This is a genomic window from Vitiosangium sp. GDMCC 1.1324 (assembly GCF_003044305.1).
In the GTDB taxonomy this organism is placed as follows: Bacteria; Myxococcota; Myxococcia; order Myxococcales; family Myxococcaceae; genus Archangium.
In genome coordinates this window covers 76,006-94,592 of sequence record NZ_PZOX01000036.1, presented here as the reverse complement: position 1 = coordinate 94,592, position 18,587 = coordinate 76,006, and the positions used below count along the sequence as shown (strand labels likewise).

The 18,587-nt window shown below is 66.4% G+C and carries 19 protein-coding genes; 10 read left to right on the top strand and 9 right to left on the bottom strand.

Features of this window, described 5'->3' with window-relative positions; translation table 11 throughout:
- From DAT35_RS61645 to DAT35_RS54705, 3 genes are all read right to left on the bottom strand, one after another.
- Nucleotides 1–235, bottom strand: a 235-nt coding sequence (locus DAT35_RS61645; protein WP_233262269.1) for a hypothetical protein, incomplete at its 3' end; no start/stop codon positions are given.
- 22 nt (nucleotides 236–257) lie between these two features.
- Entirely contained in the window at nucleotides 258–851 is a 594-nt protein-coding gene (locus DAT35_RS54710; RefSeq protein ID WP_146210267.1) for a hypothetical protein, read from the bottom strand.
- Nucleotides 852–1,530: 679 nt separating this feature from the next.
- Entirely contained in the window at nucleotides 1,531–2,508 is a 978-nt protein-coding gene (locus DAT35_RS54705) for a DUF2806 domain-containing protein (protein ID WP_108077439.1), read from the bottom strand.
- A gap of 1,528 nt (nucleotides 2,509–4,036) precedes the next feature.
- Here DAT35_RS54705 and DAT35_RS54700 point away from each other — a divergent pair.
- Together DAT35_RS54700 and DAT35_RS54695 are read left to right on the top strand one after the other, a co-directional pair.
- Nucleotides 4,037–4,258, top strand: coding sequence for a helix-turn-helix domain-containing protein (locus DAT35_RS54700; protein ID WP_108077438.1), 222 nt, complete (start codon nucleotides 4,037–4,039; stop codon nucleotides 4,256–4,258).
- Complete coding sequence (locus tag DAT35_RS54695) at nucleotides 4,255–5,466, top strand: site-specific integrase (RefSeq protein WP_108077437.1); 1,212 nt, start codon at nucleotides 4,255–4,257, stop codon at nucleotides 5,464–5,466. The genes DAT35_RS54700 and DAT35_RS54695 overlap by 4 nt, the downstream gene beginning before the upstream one ends.
- Before the next feature lie 128 nt (nucleotides 5,467–5,594).
- On the opposite strand, the gene DAT35_RS54690 is transcribed toward DAT35_RS54695, so the two are convergent.
- The 3 genes from DAT35_RS54690 to DAT35_RS54680 form a co-directional block, all read right to left on the bottom strand.
- Nucleotides 5,595–6,875: a carbamoyl-phosphate synthase gene (locus DAT35_RS54690; RefSeq protein WP_108077436.1), complete on the bottom strand. Its 1,281-nt coding sequence runs from the start codon at nucleotides 6,873–6,875 to the stop codon at nucleotides 5,595–5,597.
- A 22-nt stretch (nucleotides 6,876–6,897) separates the two neighbouring features.
- Nucleotides 6,898–8,019, bottom strand: a complete 1,122-nt coding sequence (locus DAT35_RS54685; RefSeq protein WP_108077435.1) for an acyltransferase — start codon at nucleotides 8,017–8,019, stop codon at nucleotides 6,898–6,900.
- Nucleotides 8,020–8,090: 71 nt separating this feature from the next.
- Nucleotides 8,091–8,876, bottom strand: a complete 786-nt coding sequence (locus tag DAT35_RS54680) for a WecB/TagA/CpsF family glycosyltransferase (protein ID WP_108077434.1) — start codon at nucleotides 8,874–8,876, stop codon at nucleotides 8,091–8,093.
- Nucleotides 8,877–9,138: 262 nt separating this feature from the next.
- On the opposite strand from DAT35_RS54680, the gene DAT35_RS54675 reads away from it, so the two are divergent.
- A complete protein-coding gene (locus DAT35_RS54675) occupies nucleotides 9,139–10,590 on the top strand; it encodes an amidase (protein WP_108077433.1) in 1,452 nt (483 codons plus the stop codon).
- A 3-nt stretch (nucleotides 10,591–10,593) separates the two neighbouring features.
- Here the strand turns inward: DAT35_RS54675 and DAT35_RS54670 are convergent, their stop codons facing one another.
- The gene (locus tag DAT35_RS54670) at nucleotides 10,594–10,968 is read right to left on the bottom strand and encodes a hypothetical protein (protein ID WP_108077432.1); all 375 of its coding nucleotides are present in this window, start codon (nucleotides 10,966–10,968) and stop codon (nucleotides 10,594–10,596) included.
- 102 nt (nucleotides 10,969–11,070) lie between these two features.
- On the opposite strand from DAT35_RS54670, the gene DAT35_RS54665 reads away from it, so the two are divergent.
- Complete coding sequence (locus DAT35_RS54665) at nucleotides 11,071–11,670, top strand: hypothetical protein (protein WP_108077431.1); 600 nt, start codon at nucleotides 11,071–11,073, stop codon at nucleotides 11,668–11,670.
- A 96-nt stretch (nucleotides 11,671–11,766) separates the two neighbouring features.
- Complete coding sequence (locus DAT35_RS54660; protein ID WP_233262268.1) at nucleotides 11,767–12,759, top strand: hypothetical protein; 993 nt, start codon at nucleotides 11,767–11,769, stop codon at nucleotides 12,757–12,759.
- A 72-nt stretch (nucleotides 12,760–12,831) separates the two neighbouring features.
- On the opposite strand, the gene DAT35_RS54655 is transcribed toward DAT35_RS54660, so the two are convergent.
- Nucleotides 12,832–13,602: a 3-oxoacyl-ACP reductase family protein gene (locus DAT35_RS54655; protein ID WP_108077447.1), complete on the bottom strand. Its 771-nt coding sequence runs from the start codon at nucleotides 13,600–13,602 to the stop codon at nucleotides 12,832–12,834.
- Between the two features lie 113 nt (nucleotides 13,603–13,715).
- On the opposite strand from DAT35_RS54655, the gene DAT35_RS54650 reads away from it, so the two are divergent.
- The 5 genes from DAT35_RS54650 to DAT35_RS54630 all read left to right on the top strand — a co-directional run bounded on the left by DAT35_RS54650 (nucleotide 13,716) and on the right by DAT35_RS54630 (nucleotide 17,275).
- Entirely contained in the window at nucleotides 13,716–14,639 is a 924-nt protein-coding gene (locus DAT35_RS54650; RefSeq protein WP_108077446.1) for a LysR family transcriptional regulator, read from the top strand.
- Nucleotides 14,640–14,696: 57 nt separating this feature from the next.
- The gene (locus DAT35_RS54645; protein ID WP_108077430.1) at nucleotides 14,697–15,287 is read left to right on the top strand and encodes a TetR/AcrR family transcriptional regulator; all 591 of its coding nucleotides are present in this window, start codon (nucleotides 14,697–14,699) and stop codon (nucleotides 15,285–15,287) included.
- Nucleotides 15,280–16,083, top strand: a complete 804-nt coding sequence (locus DAT35_RS54640) for an alpha/beta fold hydrolase (protein WP_108077429.1) — start codon at nucleotides 15,280–15,282, stop codon at nucleotides 16,081–16,083. The genes DAT35_RS54645 and DAT35_RS54640 overlap by 8 nt, the downstream gene beginning before the upstream one ends.
- 196 nt (nucleotides 16,084–16,279) lie before the next feature.
- Entirely contained in the window at nucleotides 16,280–16,675 is a 396-nt protein-coding gene (locus tag DAT35_RS54635) for a hypothetical protein (protein ID WP_108077428.1), read from the top strand.
- A gap of 66 nt (nucleotides 16,676–16,741) precedes the next feature.
- Nucleotides 16,742–17,275, top strand: a complete 534-nt coding sequence (locus tag DAT35_RS54630) for a hypothetical protein (RefSeq protein WP_108077427.1) — start codon at nucleotides 16,742–16,744, stop codon at nucleotides 17,273–17,275.
- Nucleotides 17,276–17,320: 45 nt separating this feature from the next.
- Here the strand turns inward: DAT35_RS54630 and DAT35_RS54625 are convergent, their stop codons facing one another.
- On the bottom strand, nucleotides 17,321–18,580 hold the full coding sequence (locus tag DAT35_RS54625) for a hypothetical protein (protein WP_108077426.1): 1,260 nt from the start codon (nucleotides 18,578–18,580) through the stop codon (nucleotides 17,321–17,323).
- Nucleotides 18,581–18,587: the final 7 nt, after the last annotated feature.

The following is an 18,587-nucleotide window of genomic DNA, read 5'->3' as shown; positions in this document are numbered from 1 at the left end:
GGTGTTGCAAATGCGTCGCGAGCTGCACCTCTTCCCAAGCACGCTCCTCCCGCTCGCGGTCTGAAGACACCTGCAAGGGCTTGAGAACGACTTGCGAGCGAGGCCCCCCGTCAGCGGGCTGTCTCCACGCGAGAAGAAGCGTGTCGTAATCCCGAAAAGCAACCTGGGTTGCGTAAACCTCATAGCGGAAGCCCTCCGATGTAAACATCAGACGCGAGCCGGACTTATCAACCATGACGTGTTCTCCTTACGCGGCCCTACAGCTTGTCGAGGTTGGGGCTGTCCGCGCTTCGCCATCTATCGCCGTCGGCCCGTGTGTGGAACACACCCATTTCAAACGCCCCCGCCCCGTCGTCGCGAACCTCGACCGGGCCAACACACATCGAGGGCTCACCGGTGAGTGCTGCGGCGAGGTAGCCATCCTGCCGGAGTAGGAAGAGGCTCCGATACGCCTGAACCATCCGGCTCAAGTCCCAACGGGACACCTCTTCCCCGTGCTGCTCGACGTAGCGTAGCAGTTCGTGGGCAACAAAGCGCGGCGAGTACTGCTGGGGCAGGTACGGCAGGATCGAGAAGTGCCGGCGCAGACGCTCGGCTTGCACAGGCGACAGGCTCCGCCCCTGGGGGATGGCTTCAATGGGCAGCCCGGCCCCCAGCAGCAGCGCGCCAAACTCGTCCAGGCCCGCCAGCGCGTCACGGGTAGCGGCAAGCGCATCCGAGGAAGGATGGCTCGCGTACGCGACCGGGCAGGACGCGAGCACCGCCAGCATCACAAGCAAGCTCAGCGGCGCACGAGCCGAAAAGCAGGCAACACGAATCCACCTCCGACGCGAAACCTGTTCGCTCGGCATGGAGGCACCTCCAGTGCAGTAGTTAGTTAAACGACGACGCGGCCGGATAGGTAACACAGCCACGCGAACGTGGGAAGCCCCGGACTACCGAACAGGTCTGAAACAGATCTGTCAGGGAAAGCTTGGTTAGGCCCGAATCGTGGAAAACGGTAAAGATTTGTTCCAGACATGTATGTGTTATCTTGGCCGCTGGTGCGCGGCGTGTGGCGCCACGTGACTCCGCAAGGCGCGGGGCTGTCGTGCATTCATTCGCAGCGGTTCGGGATGGCCTGTGATTTCAGGGCCAGGCCTACGAGCAGCGGGCGCGATGAAAGGTGCGAGGCATGGCGAAGGATTCAGGACGCGGCAGCAGCGAGGGCAGGCGAGCTGCGACAGCGAGGGGCGCGGAAGGTGTCAGTGAGGCATCCTTAAGAACCGCAAGCGCATCCACAGCGCGAGTCGAGGGTGTAGGGCGGCACGCTCAGGGACGGGAGGCGACGAAGGCGCCAGCAACCCGGGCGCGGTCCTCTCCTGCTCGCGTGCGGCTCATGTCGCGGAGCTGCGGCAGCGCGTGCCGTGAAGGGCACCAACGGCACGGCTACCGGGCTCAGGTGCGGCGGGGGACCACTTCTCGGGGCGCTCCGGCCTGCTCGGGAGCACGTACCCGGTGAGCAGGCGGAGCCCCCCTGTTACGTCAAAGTCAAACTGCCGGTCCTGAGCGTGAAGGGATGGGCTGCCAGCTCGCTCGGAATCCCACGTCATGAAAAAGCTCGACGATTGCCGCGTCGAAGTCGGGTGCCACACCTGGACGGTGCAGGCGAAACAACTCACGCCCCACGCGAGTCAGACGCACCACAGGGAGAGTGAGATAGCCATAGCCTTCTTGGCGTTCGCACGTCACACGCAGCGCCCGACTGCCGCTCTGAATCGCGAACTCGAAAGCGGACTTGCCTTCTCTTCTGAAGACAATCGCATCCCCTGGCACGGCGCCAATCAGATCCAGCTCAGCAAGCAGCCGAAGGCTTGATTCGCTCAACCCCTGCGCCGCGTATGCCGACATGAGCTTGGGCAGGCCTGGACACTGAAAAGCATAAATCGGCACCTCGCCAAGCTCGCCACCCGCAGCTGGAACCCGACCATGCTGCACATCCAGTACGAACACCTCCCCCGTGTCAGACTCAAAGGCAAATTCACACAGCTTCGAGAACAGTTTAGCATCAGAGCTGGTCATATTGCGGAGATGGTCGAGGGTCCGAGGTGAAACGGATCCTGGTCGAGCCACCTCTCCAGCGAGTAGCCGTCCCCATAGTTGCTGCATCTGTTCATTGGATATTTCTTGTGCTCCCGCGAAGAACCTATTTCCCCAATCCGGATCAACAGGCTCTTGTGAAACGTTTTCGGGCAGCGCCTTGCGTGCCTCGTCGACGATCTTCAGAAGATTATTCTGGCGCTTTGCCTCCTGATAGGTGATGCGTGAAGCAATCTGTGCCGGGAGGCTCTTCATCGTTGCGGACTCGAAAGCGAGCCCGCCGTCGGCAAGGATTTTCTGTGCATCCGCGATTGCCCTTGCCTCTCGCCGGACAATCCAAGGGTATGCGATGGCGCCAATGCCATCCGCAACGACCTGCACGAGTTTTTCAACCGGCCCCGACACACCTGCCAAGTCCTTGATCTCCACCTCTCGCTCCTATGTGCACCGCAGAGAACGAGCTATCACTAGCACGCACGCGCGCTTGCTTCAGTGGTGGACACAATCAAGCGTCCAGGCCAGCCCGCTAAGCAGGCAGCCGAACCGGGCACACGGAAGGGGCCTTCAGGCTGAACACGGCAGGGAGGATGCCTGGCATGAGCCCGGGTGCAGCAGCAGCTCGGGCGCGGTGGAGCTGACAGCAGCGCGACTGCCGAAGCTCGGACGCTTGAGAAGGACGCGGGCCAACGTGGGATACCTCAGCGCTGCCGCACGTACCAGCAGCTCAATCCAGTAGGCGGACACCAAGCGGAGGAGAGGCAGCCACGGCCCCACGTTCGCGCCGTGGCGGGCGCCAGGAGCGCCGCAGCCCATGCTCGGGTCAGGAGGGGTCACCTGGACGCGAGAAACAGAGCGGCTGGCCTCTGGCTGGCTCCAGGAGGGGGCGAGACGGCAGCCGAAGCCCTGGGTCAACGGAATGGGGGCACGAGCGGGGCCTAGCGGGGCCGTGGAGGGCTCCAGGTGGGGAACGGCAGCCGAAGCCCGGGGGGTCCATCGACACGGGGGCACGAGCAGGGCTTATCGGGGCCGTGGCGGGCTCCAGGAGCGCCGCAGCCGGATCGCCGGGGCGGGTTGGGGCCACCTGGACGCGAGAAACGGCACGGTGGGCCTCTGGCGGGCTCCAGGAGCGCCGCAGCCGATGCCTCGGGACCCCTTGGGGGGGCGGGGAGCACGAGAAACAGCGCGGCGGTCCTGCGGCGGGCTCCAGGGGGGCAACAACCGGCGCGCAGAGTTGTGGGAAGGTACCTGGACGCGAGCAGCGGCACGGGGGGGCGTGGAGCGTGCCGACGTGTGCCTGCTCTGCTCGTAGCCGACGCAGCCGCATCTAGCCGGTTATGGGGGCCGTTTCGGCAAGATTTCGGGGGGGACGGGCGGCAAAACAAACAGGGCCCGCGAGATTTTTTGGAAATTTTCTCAGCGTGTGCGACCTCCGAGCAAGGTTGAGAGCGGCCCCGCATCGGAAAAACTTGCCGGGGGGGCGCCCTTCCAGGCGCGGCACACTGAGGGAAACGCTAGCACTGGCACGCGATCAAGCCGTCACGACCTGAATCTATAAACCCCATACGAAGAAGGTCGTGTAGTACAGGAGAATATATATACATATATGAGGTAGAAGGCTATGGAGGTTTAGGAAACCAGCTCAAAGCCGCATGACGTGAGCCACTTCTCCCCGGCGAGGCTGCCTGCCGTTCAAGGCACCAAGCCCCCAGACCCGGCAAGGCGTCACGTTGTCATGCCGTCATTCTCTCAATCTATAACTTCCTATAGAAAAAAGTCATGTAGGAGTAGCATATGAGTATACATGAGGTATAGGGCTATAGGATTGTTGGGATCGGCTCGTGTGACATGACGGCGTGACACCTGCCGATTTCCTCTTCCGCTGCCGACCTGGGCCACATCAGGAATCCGCACTCATTTAGGCGCTGTGGAAAAGCCCACCTTGTCGCCAGCCCCAAACATGCCCACGCCCACCGAAGCGGGCTCCAACGCGCCCGAATTCCTGACGGTCGAGGAAGTCGCCGCTCTCCTGCGCGTGAACCGGAAGACGCTCTACGAGTCGATCCGGCGCGGCGAGGTGCCGGGGGCGGTCCACCTTGGTCGAACTGTCCGACTTCGCCGGAGCGTTCTGCTATCCTGGACGCCGGGTAACAGCAGTCCCGCGCTTGGAAAGAAACCATGAGCGTCAGACTGCGGCAGTGGAAGACGAAGGAGGGCAAGGTGCAGGAAGCGTGGTGGGTCGACGTCAAGTATCAGCACCCAAGCGGGAGGGTTGAGCGCGTGCGCAAGGCATCGCCTATCAACACTCGCCGGGGCGCTGAAGAGTACGAGCGTCAAATCCGCCATGCACTCCTGACGGGTTCCTTCGGAAAGGAGAAACAGAGCGAGGCGGGCCGGATGCCTACGGTCGAAGAGTTTGTCCCGCGCTTCCTCACGTACAGCGAGAACAACAACAGATATTCAAGCGTTGTCTCCAAGCGCCAAATCCTCGACCAGCATGTGATTCCGGCTCTTGGTCGTATGCCGTTGGACTCCATCGGTCTGGCTGAGATCGAGGATTTCAAAGCGGCTATGCGCAAGAAGACGTCGGGAGCCCGCGCCCGGAAGGATGCCCCCACGAAGGCAGCCATTCGCAAGCGTAAGGACATCCAGCCCGCGCTTCTGAGCCTCAAGACAATCAACAACGCGCTAACGGTGCTTCGTAAGATGCTGTCGCTGGCACAGGAGCACGGCATCATCGCGCACGTTCCGCGCGTCAAGCTCTTCAAGACTGCTAAGGCGGCGTTTGACTTTCTCAACTTTGAGGAAGCCGAGAGGGTTGTCGCTGCCGCTGTCCCTGACTGGCGCCCGGTTGTCCTCGTGGCGCTCAAGACGGGACTGCGGCAAGGCGAGCTGATCGGGCTCCAGTGGGGCGACGTGGACTTGCAGCGCGGCAAGCTGCACGTCCGGCGGACCATCTGGCGCGGTGTGACGGGGCTTCCCAAGGGCGGGCGCGAGCGGACGGTCGATCTGCCGGGCTCGGCCCTGGAAGCGCTCAAGGCTCACCGGCATCTGCGCGGTCCCTACGTGTTCTGTCAGGCAGACGGGCAGCCGCACACGAACGGGACCATGAAGGGCCCTCTGGAGCGCGCGCTTCGCGAGGCGGACATCTGCCGCGAGCAGGGCCGCATCGGGTGGCACGACCTGCGGCACACCTACGGGAGCCATCTCGCGATGCGTGGCGTGCCGCTCAAGGCGATCCAGGAGCTGATGGGACACGCGACCATCGAGATGACAGAGCGCTATGCGCACCTGTCCCCCGAGGTACGGGCGAGCGCCGTGCAGCAGCTCGACCTTCCTGTGCCCCAGCTCCAAGCCGCTCCGGCCAGAAGCGCCGAAGGGGCACACTGAGGGCACATGAGGAAACGGGGGCAAAGAAAAAGCCCAGCAACCCCTCGGGATTGCTGAGCTTCTGAGTGTGGAGGCGGTGGGAATCGAACCCGCGTCCAAATGCATGAACGGCGGCGCGAAGGGCGCGTCTACCGGTCCAACACCATGGTGCGGATGAAGCCGCGCGGGTGCCTCGCGTACGAGCGCAGGTGCATGGCCACGTCCACCATCCACGGCACCCAGTCCCCCGTGTCCATCACCGCGTCCACCGCCCGCTCCCGGTTGCGCGCGTACCACTCGCGCCAGTGCTTCACCTCGTCCGCCGTCAGCCGGCCCGACAGTCCCTGTGCCCTCAACAGCAGCTCGAAGATGCCCCGGTGGCAGTAGATGTACTGGCCCCCACCCTTCCACCCGAGCGCATCCTGCGCTATCGCGCCCAGCTGCTCCTCGTGGCCACACGCCGCCTCGTACACGAACAGCGGCAGCGGACTCCCCCTCGCGATGTCGAAGCCCATCTGGCTGTAGAAGCGCGGGTTGAAGTCGATGAGCAGCTGCTTCCCACCGGCGCGGATGAACTCCACCTCGAACGTGCCGTGGTAGCCCAGCTTCTTGCACAGCACCCGCACCTTCTCCGCGAGCGCCGCGTCCACCGGCACCTCCTCGAAGCACAGGCCGATGCCCAGCTTGCGCGGACGCTGCAACACCTTCACCGCCCCGCGCGCCACGAACAGCTCGCCCGTCCGGTCCACGAAGCCGCTCAGGCTGAAGATGTTCTGCGCCGCCTCCGTGTAGAAGGCCTGCACCATCGGCCGGTTCGCCTTGCTGTCGTAGTCCAGCAGCTTGCGCCCGTACTTGTTGCGCTCCAGGAACTCGCGGTAGCGCGGCAACAGCTCGCTCGCGCGCTCCACCTGCGAGCCTTTCACGTGGCTCTCGAAGAGAATCTGCGTCTGCGGCTTGAGCAGCACCGGGAAGCGCGCCTGGGCCGCCACCTTCTCCAGGTCCGCCTCGCCCTCGGGGAACCACGTGTCCGGCACGTCCAGCCCCACTTCCTTGCACAGGTCGTGGAGCCGCTTCTTGTTGAGCAGCCCGTAGATGACGTCCACGTCCGGCTGGAACATGCGGAAGTGTTTGCTCAGCTCCTCGCGGCGCAGGGCGAACAGCCACGCCATGTCATCGCTCGTCGGGTACAGCACGTGCCCCGGCTCGGCCTCGCCGAAGCGCAGCAGCCACTCCAGGAAGGCGTCCGAGTCGCCCACGTCCGGGCACTCCACCCGCCGCGTCACGTACCGGCTCCAGCGCGCGGGCGCCAGCAGCTTGGACTCGGCCACGGTGACGGGAATGCCCAGACGGCCCAGGCAGCGCACCGCGGCGAGCGTGCCGTAGTAATCGGCCATCGTCAGCAGAATGGGAGGACGGGCCTGCGTAGTCATGTGCGGAATCCTCGTGTGTCTCTCAACCCGGGCTGACCGGGGTGCTCGCCACCGGCTCGGCGGCCGGCTGCGCCTTCTTCTCACGCCAGTCGAAGCGGTTCTTCAGCTTCAGGAAGGGCTTCTCGAAGTAGCGGTAGCTCAGCGTCGCCAGGCCGATGCTCAGCGCCAGCGTCAACACGTAGTACAGCGCCAGGTTGTGCGGCACCACCCGGCGCACGATGTTCAGCGAAATCATGTGCATCAGGTAGATGCCGTAGGTGATGGAGCCCACGTAGCGCAGCCACGGGTGGTCCACGAACGGCGCCAGCACGTGGTGGGGCCGGATGCACATGGCAATCACCATCGCCGTGAGCAGCAGCGACGAGAGCCACAGCGGCGTGTCGTAGTTGTAGATGGCGAAGAACACCAGCACGACGATGAGGGGCACGCTCCACACCTGCCCGAGCACCTTCCACGTCCACTCGAACGTCTTCGGGTAGTGCGTGAGGTACGCCGACAGGCACCCCATGCAGACGGAGACGGAGATGCTCGCGAGGATGCGCACCCACAGGTGGTGCGTGTCCAGGAAGCCCGTCTTCACCGCCCAGCCCATGAAGATGCCCACCGCGAGCAGCCCCGACATGAAGGCCACCGGCCCCCACGGCGTCTTGAAGGCGCGCACCACGAAGGGCCACATCAGGTAGAACTGCTCCTCGGTGGCCATGGACCACGCGAAGTAGAAGATGATGCGCCCCTCTTCCAGCTTGATGAACCAGTTCGACGTGTACGTGAGGTAGTACTTCACGTTGTCGAAGAAGGCGCCGCGCACCACCGGGTCGTGCTCGAACACGGACACCAGGGCGATGTAGAGGCACGTCACCGCGTAGTAGAGCGGGAAGATGCGCAGCGAGCGCCGCGCGTAGAAGCCCTTGAGGGAGATGGTCCCCGTGGTCTCGCGCTCGCGCAACAGCAGCGTGGTGATGAGGAAGCCGCTGATGGAGAAGAAGAGCGAGACGCTCAGGTAGAAGCGGCCCACGAGCCCCTCGCGCGCTTCCAGCACGTGGTAGAGCACCACGGCGAAGATGGCGAGGGCCCGGAGCCCGTCCAGGGCTCCGAAGGTCTTGGTGCGAAGGAAGGCCTGATGGGCGGCTTTGGCGGAGTCCATGTCCGCCCATGAGCAACGCAGAATTCCCGACCGCCCACAAGAGGCCCACGCCGGGCCTCGGGGCAAACGCGCTAGCGCACCGCCCGCCCGCCCGACTGGTCTCCACTACCGGACAACCGGACCTCGGCCACGTGGGAGAAGTAGACGGGAATGCCGATGACGTAGCGGCTGAACAGCCGCTTGGGCTCCACCGCCAGGCGGAACAACCACTCCATTCCCACCTTGCGCATGACGAGCGGCGCCCGCGGCACCTTGCCGCCGATATAGTCCAGGATGGCGCCCCCATTCACGATGAGCACCGGGTGCGCGAGGGCCTCGCGCAGCTGCACGGAGACCGCCTCCTGCTTCGGCATGCCCATGGCCATGAGGATGAGGTCCGGCTTCGTCTCGGTGGCCAGGCGCACGTACGTCTCCGGCGGGTCGAACCCCTCCTGGCTCGCGACGATGGTCAGCCCCCACTCCTCCAGCGTGCGCCGCGCGTTGTCCAACCACGGCGAGCGCGTGCCGAAGAGCGCCGCCCGCTTCCCCGCGTACGCACGGGCAATCTTGGGGATGAAGTCCGTGCCATTCATGTTCAGCCCGTACGGCCGGCTGAAGGCCCTCATGCCCAGCTTCACCCCGATGCCGTCGCGCAGCAGCATGTCCGAGCTCAACAGCCCGTCCAGCATCCCCGGCTGGTTCCACCCCAGGTTCACCGCGTGCGCGTTGACGAAGGAGAGGATGAAGGGGCGCCCGGGCCGGGTGAGCTCGTCGAGCAACGCCCGCTCGGCCGCCTCGTCGTCGATGATGCGGATGCGGTCCATCAGCGCCATGAAGTTGCGCGCCCGCTCGGCCTTCATGCCCTCCTGGCTCTCCATGCTTCCTCCTGAGGACATGGAGGATAATGGACCCCGAGGGGCACCGGAACGGATTGATGGGGGGTGTGCCCTACCCGCTCCGGGTATCGCCGGACCTCGCCCCACCCGCCGAGTGTCCGCCGCCAACGGGCCCCCCCGCATGCTCCGCCATGTGGTGAACGGCTGGGGGAGACTCGGGGGCGTGGGTGACGGAGCCGGTGTGGCCCGTGTCTAGCTTTTGCAGTCCACGACGCAGCGCAGATTGCGCGGAGGACGGCGCCTTATGCAGGAGCTCAACTTCCTTCCGGCCCACCGGCTCGCGGCCCTGGTGAGAAGCCGCGAGGTGTCGGCACGCGAGCTGCTGGAGGCCCACCTCACCCAGGTGTCCCGCCACAACTCGCGCCTCAACGCCCTCGTCACGCTGGACGAGGAGCGCGCCCTCGCCCGCGCCCGCGCCGCCGACGAGGCCACCGCCCGCGGCGAGTCCTGGGGCCCGCTGCACGGGGTGCCGGTCACCATCAAGGACTCCTTCATGACGGCGGGGGTGCGCACCACCAGCAGCTACAAGCGGCTGCGCAACTACATCCCCGCGCAGGACGCCACCGTGGTGGCGCGCCTGAAGGCCGCGGGCGCCATCCTCCTGGGGAAGACGAACCTGCCCACGCTCACGCTGGACTTGCAGACGAGCGGACACCTCTTCGGGCGGGCCAACAACCCGTGGGACGAGTCGCGCACGCCCGGAGGCAGCACCGGCGGTGGCGCGGCGGCGGTGGCCTCGGGCATGTCCCCCTTCGAGGTGGGCAGCGACCTGGCCGGCTCCATCCGCGTCCCCTCGCACTACTGCGGCATCTTCGGCTTCAAGCCCACCGAGCACCGCGTCCCCATCTCCGGCCACATCCCCCCCATGCCGGGCCGCCCTCGCGGGGTGCGCTACGAGGGCGCCGCCGGGCCGCTCGCACGCTGCGTGAAGGACCTGCAGCTGGGGTTCCGGCTGCTCGCGGGCCCGGATGACAAGGACTGGGACGTGCCCCCCGTGCCACTGAGGGACGTGGCCCCGCGCGAGCTGCGCTCCTACCGCTTCGCCTGGACGGATGACTTCGGCGGCCTGCCCGTCACCCGCGAGACGCGCACAGCGCTGGAGAAGCTCGCGCGCACGCTCGAGGGGCTCGGCTGTCAGGTGGAGCGCCGAGGGCCCCCCGGGCTGGACTACGACGAGCTATGGGACGTGTGGGGCCGCGTGCTGGGCGCGGAGGTGGGCTCGGAGATGCAGGCATTGGCGCGCTTCGCCATCTCCGTGCGCTTCAACGCCATGCGCGGGGATGCGGCGCTCAACCGCGGCGTCGTGCGCGGGATGCAGGCATCGATGCCCGAGTACATCGAAGCGCTCGCCATCCACGACCGCATCACCGGGCAGGTGGAGTCCTTTCTGTCCGAGTGGGATGCATGGCTGTGTCCCACCACCGTGGGCCAGGCCTTCACCCACCGGCGCAGTGGCGAGTGGCTCGACGTGGATGGGCAGAAGGTGCCGTACATGGCTGGCACGTGTGGCTTCACCTCCGTCTTCAACCTCACCGGCCACCCGGTGGTGGTGTTGCCCCTCAACGGACTGGTGGACTCGCCCCTACCTCTGGGCATCCAGGTGGTGGGCCGCCGGTGGCTCGACGAGGAGCTGCTCGCCCTCTCCGAGTCCCTCGTGGAGGTGACGGGCGAGTTCCGCAAGCCTCCGGGATACTGAGGCTCAATCCACCACGAGGCCCGGCTCACCCTCTCCGAGCGCCTCGAGCATGAGCTCCGCCGCCTTCTCGATGGCGTGACCCGGAGCCAGGTCCTTCGCCACGCACAGCACGGAGTGCAGCTGCTCGGCCAGCTCGCGCGTGCCCAGCGTCTCGCCCCGCACCGCTTCCTCACAGAGGTTGAGCGCCAGGTCCACCAGCAACAACCGCCGACGGTCCACCCAGCCCTGCGACAGCTTCGGGCTCGCGCCGTCGGGCTCGGCCTCGTGCACGCGGGCATGCACCTCCTTCAGTGCGCGCAGGATGGACTCCCGGTGCTCCTGCCTCAGCCGGCTCTCGCGAGGAACGCGGCGGTCTTCCGGGTCCGATTCGTTGCTCATGGGACTCCCTGGTAGGGGCGCGGGTGGGGACCCGAGGGCGCCCACCTGCTCGGCCCGGAGGTTACCAGCCGTGGTGGAAGCAGAGAGGCGTAGACTGGCGCGATGAAGAAGAAACAGAAGAAAGCCGCGAGGAGACTCCCTCGCCTCCCGCCGTGGGTCCTGCCGCTGGGGGCCTTCGCGGTGATGGCGGTGGTCCCCTGGATTCTCATGTCCGAGCCCGCCAGCGCCCCCGCTGCATCGGGTGGGACCGCCCCCACGGCTGAACAGTGGACACCCCTCGTCTCGAAGCAGCATGGCTTCCAGGTCTCCCTGCCAGCGCCGGCCCGGTACCTGACGCCCCCGGGGGCTGGAGACATCGACTCCATGTGGGTGGCCACACATCCCGGAGGCACCTTCATGGTGAGGGTGACGCGCTGCCCGGAGAAGCTGTGCACCCAGGTGCCGGATACCATTCTCGAATCGACGAGCAAGAGTGCCCGGGAGGAGCTGGGCGGCACGCTGTCGAGCGAGCGACGCGTGGAGGTCCCCTGCCCGCATGGCACCTGCCCCGGCTTGGAGTTCAATGCGACCTCGCAGCAGGGCTTGCGCGTCTCGGCTCGCCTCTTCGTCACCCACGACAAGGTGTTTCAGCTGCTCGGAACGCAGAACTCGGACTCGGACGAGCTCTTCCGGAAGGTGGTGGACTCCTTCTCCTTCCTCTAGACGGAATCGCTCATCACTCCTCAACTGGAGGGATTCATGCTCTCGATCTCACTTCTTCCCCCTGGTGGATACGCATCACGAACAAGCCCTATCCTGATGGCCATGCTGCTCACCGTGGGATGTGGTGACAAGTCCTCGACGGGCGATGGGGGCGGGCTCATTCCGGATCCGGGCAACACGGAGCTCTGCCGCAAGCCCCTGTTCCCTCCCGAGGCCCCATGGAACAAAGACATCTCCTCGGCGCCGGTGGATGCCCAGTCCAGCGCGGTCATCTCATACATGCAGTCTCGCGGCTGGGGCGCCGGGCGCATGCAGATCGACTTCTCCATCGAGGTGCTCTGCACGGACGACGCCCCGATGCGTTCGTTCCAGAAGACCGATGACTTCTACGAGACCGAGTGTGATGACACGGCCGTCCCGGTCCCCACGGGGGGCGCCCTCGAGGGAGAGGAGGGCTACAGCTGCACGGGTGATGGGGACTGCCACCTCATCGTCATCCACCGGCCGACGCGCCAGCTCTTCGAGCAGTGGCGTGCGGACATCTCCGGCAGCACGTACCGGGGAGGCTGCCTGGCGGTCTGGAATCTCAACCGCGTCTACCCGGCGCAGGGGCGTGGCGAGCAGTGCTCGAGCGCGGACGCCGCGGGGCTGCCCATCACCCCGCTGCTCTTCGATGCCGACGAGGTGGCGGCCGGTGAAATCAAACACGCCATCCGCTTCATCCTGCCGAACGATCGCATCCGCAACGTGACGTACGTGCACCCGGCGACGCACGCAACGCGAGCCGCGAGTGGCGGTACGAACGCGCCCCCCTACGGAGCGCGCTTGCGGTTGAGGGCCAACTACCCGGTGGACTCGCTGCCCACGGCGGGGGCGAAGGTCGTCGCGCGGGCGCTCCAGAAGTACGGAATGATTCTGGCCGACGGCGGCAACATCGCCCTGACGGCCCAGAGCGACCGCTTCACCAAAGCGAAATGGGACGGGCTGCTCGGCCCGTTGGATCTCCGCACCATCCAGCCCTCGGACTTTGAGCTGGTGGAAGCGGGGCAGCGGTTCACCTGGACAGGAGACTGCGTGCGGACCCCGTGAGGTCCCACCGTCACTCATCGGAGGGCCTGGCGAGGCGCCCGATGTGATGGTGATTGCGAGCAGGGACAGGGCTCAGGCGGTAAAACCACCGTCAATCTTCAGGTTGGCACCAGTGACGAAGGCCGCATCCGGGCTGGCCAGATAGGCCACCATGCCCGCCACCTCTTCACCTTGTCCGTAGCGCTGGAGTGCCATGTAACCCCGCAGGCTGTCGGCGAACGGGCCCTTGGCCGGATTCATGTCGGTGTCGACGGGGCCGGGCTGCACGTTGTTGACCGTGATGCCGCGCGGGCCGAGGTCCCGGGCCAGGCCGCGCGTGAAGGAAGCGACGGCCCCCTTGCTCAACGCATACACCGAGCCGCCCGCGAACGGCATGAAGTCGCTGTTCACGCTGCCGACGTTGATGATCCGTCCCCCCTCGCCCATGTGGCGCACCGCCTCCTGCGTCGCCACGAACAGGCCCTTCACGTTGATCGCGATGAGACGATCGAACTCCTCTAGCGAGAACTGATCGATCGGCGCCATGGTGGCGACCCCCGCGTTGTTGACGAGGATGTCCAGGCGGCCGAAGGCCTTCACCGTCTGGGCGACCGCGCTCTTGACGGCCTCGGCGTCAGCACTGTCGGCGCGAATGGCGAGCACCCGCCCGCCCTCGGACTCGATGGCCGCCGCCACCTCGCCCGCCTTCTGCGGCGAGCTCGTGTAGGTGATGGCGACCGTCGCGCCGTCTCGCGCGAGCCGCTGTGCGATGGCCGCGCCGATGCCGCGCGAGCCGCCGGTGATGAGGGCAACCTTGCCCGAAAGGGTACGAGGGGCGACCTGGGTCTTCGAGACGTTCGACATGATGAACCTCCGGTTGAGCAGCGTTGACGGAGAGAAGAATGGCCTCCGCACCTGCAACCCGGTAGCGGGGAATCTGTTGAATGACCTTCAACTCCTGGTTGAAAATCACTTCCATGGAAACGCTCAGCCATCTCGAATCGTTCGTCCGCAGCGCGGAGACAGGCAGCTTCTCGGCCGCGGCGCGACGGCTCGGCCTGACGCCCGCCGCGGTCAGCAAGAACGTCGCGACACTCGAAGCGCACCTGGGGGTTCGGCTGTTCCAGCGCAGTACGCGCCGACTGGCGCTGACGGAATCCGGTGAGCGCTTCCTCCACGAGGTCCGTGGCGGGCTGGACACCATCCAGGGCGCCATCGCCAACGTGGCCACCACCGCGAGTCAGCCCTCCGGGACACTCAAGGTCAGCATGTCGCCCTCGTTCGGCCTCAAATACGTCCTGCCGCTCCTGCAGGAGTTCCTGGCGCGCCATCCCGCCGTGGTGCCGGATTGGCAGTTCGACAACCGGCAGGTGGATTTGATCGCCAACGGCTTCGATGCGGCCATCGGCGCTGGCATCGAGCTGACACCGGGTATCGTGGCCCGCGAGCTGGCAAGGGTCCATATCGTCGCGGCGGCGTCCCCGTCGTACATGGCAGGCAAGAAACGGCCCACCACGCCAGCGGACCTGGCGTCGTTCGATGGCATCGTGATGCGCTCGCCCCAGAGCGGAAGGCTTCGCTCGTGGGCCTTGCGCAATGCAGCGGGCGAACCGTTCACGGTGGAGCTCAAGCCTCGCGTGGTCCTGGATGATCCAGAGGCCCTCGCCCGGAGCGCGGTCATGGGTCTGGGGGTCGCACTGGTCGTGATGCCGCACGCCCTGCCCTATCTGGAGAGCGGTGAGCTCGTCCGGCTCCTGCCAGGGTGGTACGCGGACGCGGGTCCCATCTCCCTGTACTTCGCGAGCCAGAAGCTGCTGCCGGCGAAGACCCGCGCGTTCGTGGATTTCGTCGTCGATCAGTTCCGGCGTCAACGGTTGGCGAAGCGGTTCTCGGCGGTGTGAGGGCCCCGCCGGTCGATCGCGTTGAAATGACGAACGCTCGTCATATAATGACGGGTGATGCGATACCCACAGGGTCACAAGCAGCAGTCGCGAGAGCGGATCATCGAGGCCGCCGCGAGGCTCTTCAGGGAGCGCGGGGTCGCGAGTACGGGAGTGGACGCGGTGATGTCCGCCGTGGGGCTCACCGCGGGCGGCTTCTATGCGCACTTCAAGTCCAAGCAGGTGCTCGTGGGCGAGGTGGTCCGCAAGGCCTTCGCCGACAGTCGGCCGCACCTGCGGGGCGAGGAGGAGGAGCGCGGACGCGTCTGGTTGCAGAAGGTGCTGCGCAGCTACATCAGCCGCTCGCACCGGGACCACCCTGAGACAGGCTGTCCCCTGACCACCCTGCTGACCGAGCTCCCGCACGTCCACGACACCGTGCAACCCATCGTCGTGCAGGAGGTCTCCGCCTATGCGGACGTCCTCGAGGAGAAGCTCGACGGGCAACCGTCGCCCACCGCGAGGCAGCGGGCGCTCGCGCTCATCGCGTTGATGGTCGGCGCAGTCGCCGTCTCCCGCGCGCTCGCGGGCAGTGCGTTGTCCGATGAAATGCTCTCCGCCTGCCGCGCGGTGGGCCTGTCGTTCACCGAGGAGGACTCTCATGCGTGAAGCGTCTCTGTCCGTCACATCCTGGGGGCAGGGTGACCCGGTCCTGGCCCTGCACAGCGGGGGCATGTCCTCGCGGCAATGGCGGAAGCTCGGTGAGCGGCTCGCCAGCGCATACCGAGTGTTCGCTCCCGACTTCCTCGGCTCCGGAGACAACCCGCTCTGGCCGGACGACAAGCCCTTCGACTTCAGCCAGGACGTCGAGGCCATCGCCGCCCTGCTCGAGTCGCTTCCCAGGTCCGCCCACCTCGTCGGTCACTCGTATGGAGGGCTGATCGCTCTCACCCTCGCGCGGAAATACCCGGACCGGGTGCGCTCGGTCGCCGTCTTCGATCCGGTCGCCTTCGGTGTCCTCCACCGGGCGAGTGACGCGGAGGGCCTCGCGGACCTGGCGCGCGCCTCGGAGAACCGTCCCGAATTCCAGGACGAAGCGCGTGGAGGCGGAGACGCGTGGATGCAAGCCTTCGTCGACTACTGGAACGGCGAGGGAAGTTGGCGCGCGATGCCCGCTCCGTCACGTGAGTCATTCCTGCGGGTCGGGCGGAAGGTCTTCCAGGAGGTCCGCTCGCTGATGCTCGACCGCACCGCGGCCGAGGACTACGCGCAGGTCACCGGGCCCGCGCTCCTGTTGTACGGAGAGAAGTCTCCCGCCGCCGCACGCCGGGTGGTGACCGTGCTCGCCCGGGCCCTACCGTCGGCGACCCTCGTGGAAGTCCCGGGGGCCGGCCACATGGGACCCATCACGCACCCGGGTCTCGTGAACGAGCGCATCGCCGAGCACCTCGCCCGCGCCCCCTGAGCCGGAGCAGGCCCATCAGGGGCCGGTAGCGACCTCCCCCAAGCCAATGGATGGCATCGCGGCATCTCGTTGAATGTCTCCCCGTGGAGTCCGTCTGCTCGCGCGCGGATTTTCTCCGCCCCCATTTCCTGGGCTCTCCCCAGTGTCTTGGGAAGCAGTTTTCTCCAAATCCGATAATCCAACAGGGAGACAACACATGAAGAAGATGCATGCGGTGCTGGGCTGTGCCGTGGCGGCCATTCTCGCGGGGTCCGCGGCGTGGGCGGGTAGCAAGTATGGCTATCCGGTCTTCATCGACCTGACGCAGAAGAAGGCGTACGGCACGCTCGGGGCCGCCCGGAACAGCACCGACGCGGTCCAGCTCATCTCGTGCGACGCGCACGCGTACAAGGATGGCACCCGGCGCATGAGCTGTTCCGCGAAGAACACGTCCGGCACCTACGTGTACTGCACGTCGACGGTGGCGGGTCTGGTGGATTCGGCGCGGAGCATCTCCGGCGATTCGTTCATCTACTTCGAGTGGGACACGAACGGCGAGTGCACGTACCTGGGCGTGGGCCACAGCTCGGAGTACGCGCCGAAGCAGCTGTAATCCCATACGCGAGGGGGCGCGGTCCCAGCGGCCGCGCCCCCTCCCCGTACGTACGAGATCTGGCCCATGCAATCGCATATCAAGCTGCTGCTCCTGGTGACAGGAGGGCTGGGCTGCGCCCTGAGCTTCCTCGCGGGGAGAGCCACAGCCCCTGATTCCTCTCATGACGAGCTGCTGCGCCTGCTCGAACGGCAGGGAGCGCAGCTCGAGGCCTTGGAAGCCCGCCTCGGCCCGGCCTCTCAGCAGACGCGCTGTGCCGTGGCCGCACCGGGCGGAGCACCCGGGCTCGACACCGCATGGCTCCAGGCGGAGCTGGCCCGCATCCTCCACGAGGAACTGGGCTCACAGCGCGCGGAGGCGAAGGGGGCACAGACTCCCGTCCCGGAGCCCTCGACGGAGAGTCTGACGGCACTCCAGGAGGGTCACCGCCTTCTCGACGAGGCCAGCCGCTCCCAGCGGTGGCGGGAGGAGGACGCGCAGGCGATGCATCGCGCGATGCGCGAGCTGAATGGGGTCCAGCGGGAGGAGCTCATGCGGCGCTTCGCCGTCTTCGTCAACGCGGGCGGTGTCGACGTGCAGGTGAAGGGTCCGCCCTTCTGAACCCCCGCGTCCCCGGCGACTCGATGGCTTCGCCCCCCTCCTCCTTCAGGGCGCCGGACGCTCGCGCGAAGGAGGAACGGGGACACCCGCGTCCGTGAGCTCGAGGCGCGTCGGGGTGGGAATGCTGACGCTGCCCATCCATCGGTCCCCCTGTCCCTGGGGATAGCGAGAGTGGCCCTCGAAGGAGATGAGGCGTCCGAGCGTACTGGCCTCGTTCCATCGCAGGGGACTGGTGGCGACCAGCGTCTGTTGTCCGGCATCGGGTGCATCCGAGTCCGAGAAGACCACCGTAAAGGGCGTCTCCCAATACTGCTCGGGCTGCTTCACGCCGAGGCTGGACAGAGGCAGGTCCACGATGAAGGTGTCGCCCTCGAGTGACACGCGGGGCAGCGGCTCGCCGAAGCCCTCGGGGAGGAGCCAACGCGCGAGGGGTACGCCCTTCGCGGTGCGTGCCACGGCGAGCTGCCGCGTCCTGGCTTTCGTCACGTCCCCACTCGGGTCAGTCAACGCCCACCAGATTTCCAGATGGTCCGTCCCGAGCAGGTTCCGGTTGCTCATCTCGGAGGTCGCGGAAACGTTCACGTCGTCCACGACCTGGATGCGCAGGCGCACCTGGTCCGTGCCCTGGGCCAGCGCGGCGACGCGGACCGCGGCGTCCTTCTCCCCCGTCCAATGACTGGCCCCGTGGACCACCTGGTTGAACGTGGGGGGAAGCTTGTCGGCGGATTTCCGGGAGGCAAGCACGGGAACAAGGGCGGACTGGGATACCGACTCGACCTCCTTCCCCTTCGAATGGGTGCCGCGCCAGACATTGTGGGAGATCAGCCGGTCCCAATCCTCCTCCGTTTTGGAGACACTGGGCCCCTCAGCATCTCCGTAGAAGGAGCTCGCGCTGCCCTCGGAACGGAGGATGGTGACGGGCTTTCCCTCCCGGAAGGCGAGGCTTTCGCTCGACCAGGCCCGGCCTTCATCCAGGTCGAACGTCAGCGAGGTCGGACGTGAGGACCGAGGGCTCGTCGAGGGACATTTCTCCGAGGACTCGACGTCCTGGTGGACGGCCCAGAGGACCCCCGGCTCCTGCTCCAGCATGTAGACCACATCCGTGCCTTCACGCCCGGGGGGCGTGCACAACCGGGCGAGGTGCTCCAACTTCGGATCCTCGTCGAGCTGGGCATCGCTGACCCAGTCCACGGTGAGCGAGAGGCTGCGCGCGTAGGTGTCCACCTGCTCGCGGAAGGACGGGGCCGCGGCCAGGCTGGTGGACGCAGCAAGCAGCAGGGCGGTGAGGACGTGGGCGGGAGTCATGGGCGAA

Coding starts and splice junctions, on each gene's coding strand:
- DAT35_RS54695 (WP_108077437.1), top strand. CDS start 4,255: ATGAGCGTCAGACTGCGGCAGTGGAAGACGAAGGAGGGCAAGGTGCAG.
- DAT35_RS54680 (WP_108077434.1), bottom strand. CDS start 8,876: ATGGAGAGCCAGGAGGGCATGAAGGCCGAGCGGGCGCGCAACTTCATG.
- DAT35_RS54645 (WP_108077430.1), top strand. CDS start 14,697: ATGCGATACCCACAGGGTCACAAGCAGCAGTCGCGAGAGCGGATCATC.
- DAT35_RS54685 (WP_108077435.1), bottom strand. CDS start 8,019: ATGGACTCCGCCAAAGCCGCCCATCAGGCCTTCCTTCGCACCAAGACC.
- DAT35_RS54710 (WP_146210267.1), bottom strand. CDS start 851: ATGCCGAGCGAACAGGTTTCGCGTCGGAGGTGGATTCGTGTTGCCTGC.
- DAT35_RS54665 (WP_108077431.1), top strand. CDS start 11,071: ATGAAGAAGAAACAGAAGAAAGCCGCGAGGAGACTCCCTCGCCTCCCG.
- DAT35_RS54675 (WP_108077433.1), top strand. CDS start 9,139: ATGCAGGAGCTCAACTTCCTTCCGGCCCACCGGCTCGCGGCCCTGGTG.
- DAT35_RS54670 (WP_108077432.1), bottom strand. CDS start 10,968: ATGAGCAACGAATCGGACCCGGAAGACCGCCGCGTTCCTCGCGAGAGC.
- DAT35_RS54630 (WP_108077427.1), top strand. CDS start 16,742: ATGCAATCGCATATCAAGCTGCTGCTCCTGGTGACAGGAGGGCTGGGC.
- DAT35_RS54690 (WP_108077436.1), bottom strand. CDS start 6,875: ATGACTACGCAGGCCCGTCCTCCCATTCTGCTGACGATGGCCGATTAC.
- DAT35_RS54640 (WP_108077429.1), top strand. CDS start 15,280: ATGCGTGAAGCGTCTCTGTCCGTCACATCCTGGGGGCAGGGTGACCCG.
- DAT35_RS54655 (WP_108077447.1), bottom strand. CDS start 13,602: ATGTCGAACGTCTCGAAGACCCAGGTCGCCCCTCGTACCCTTTCGGGC.
- DAT35_RS54700 (WP_108077438.1), top strand. CDS start 4,037: ATGCCCACGCCCACCGAAGCGGGCTCCAACGCGCCCGAATTCCTGACG.
- DAT35_RS54625 (WP_108077426.1), bottom strand. CDS start 18,580: ATGACTCCCGCCCACGTCCTCACCGCCCTGCTGCTTGCTGCGTCCACC.
- DAT35_RS54660 (WP_233262268.1), top strand. CDS start 11,767: ATGGCCATGCTGCTCACCGTGGGATGTGGTGACAAGTCCTCGACGGGC.
- DAT35_RS54650 (WP_108077446.1), top strand. CDS start 13,716: ATGGAAACGCTCAGCCATCTCGAATCGTTCGTCCGCAGCGCGGAGACA.
- DAT35_RS54635 (WP_108077428.1), top strand. CDS start 16,280: ATGAAGAAGATGCATGCGGTGCTGGGCTGTGCCGTGGCGGCCATTCTC.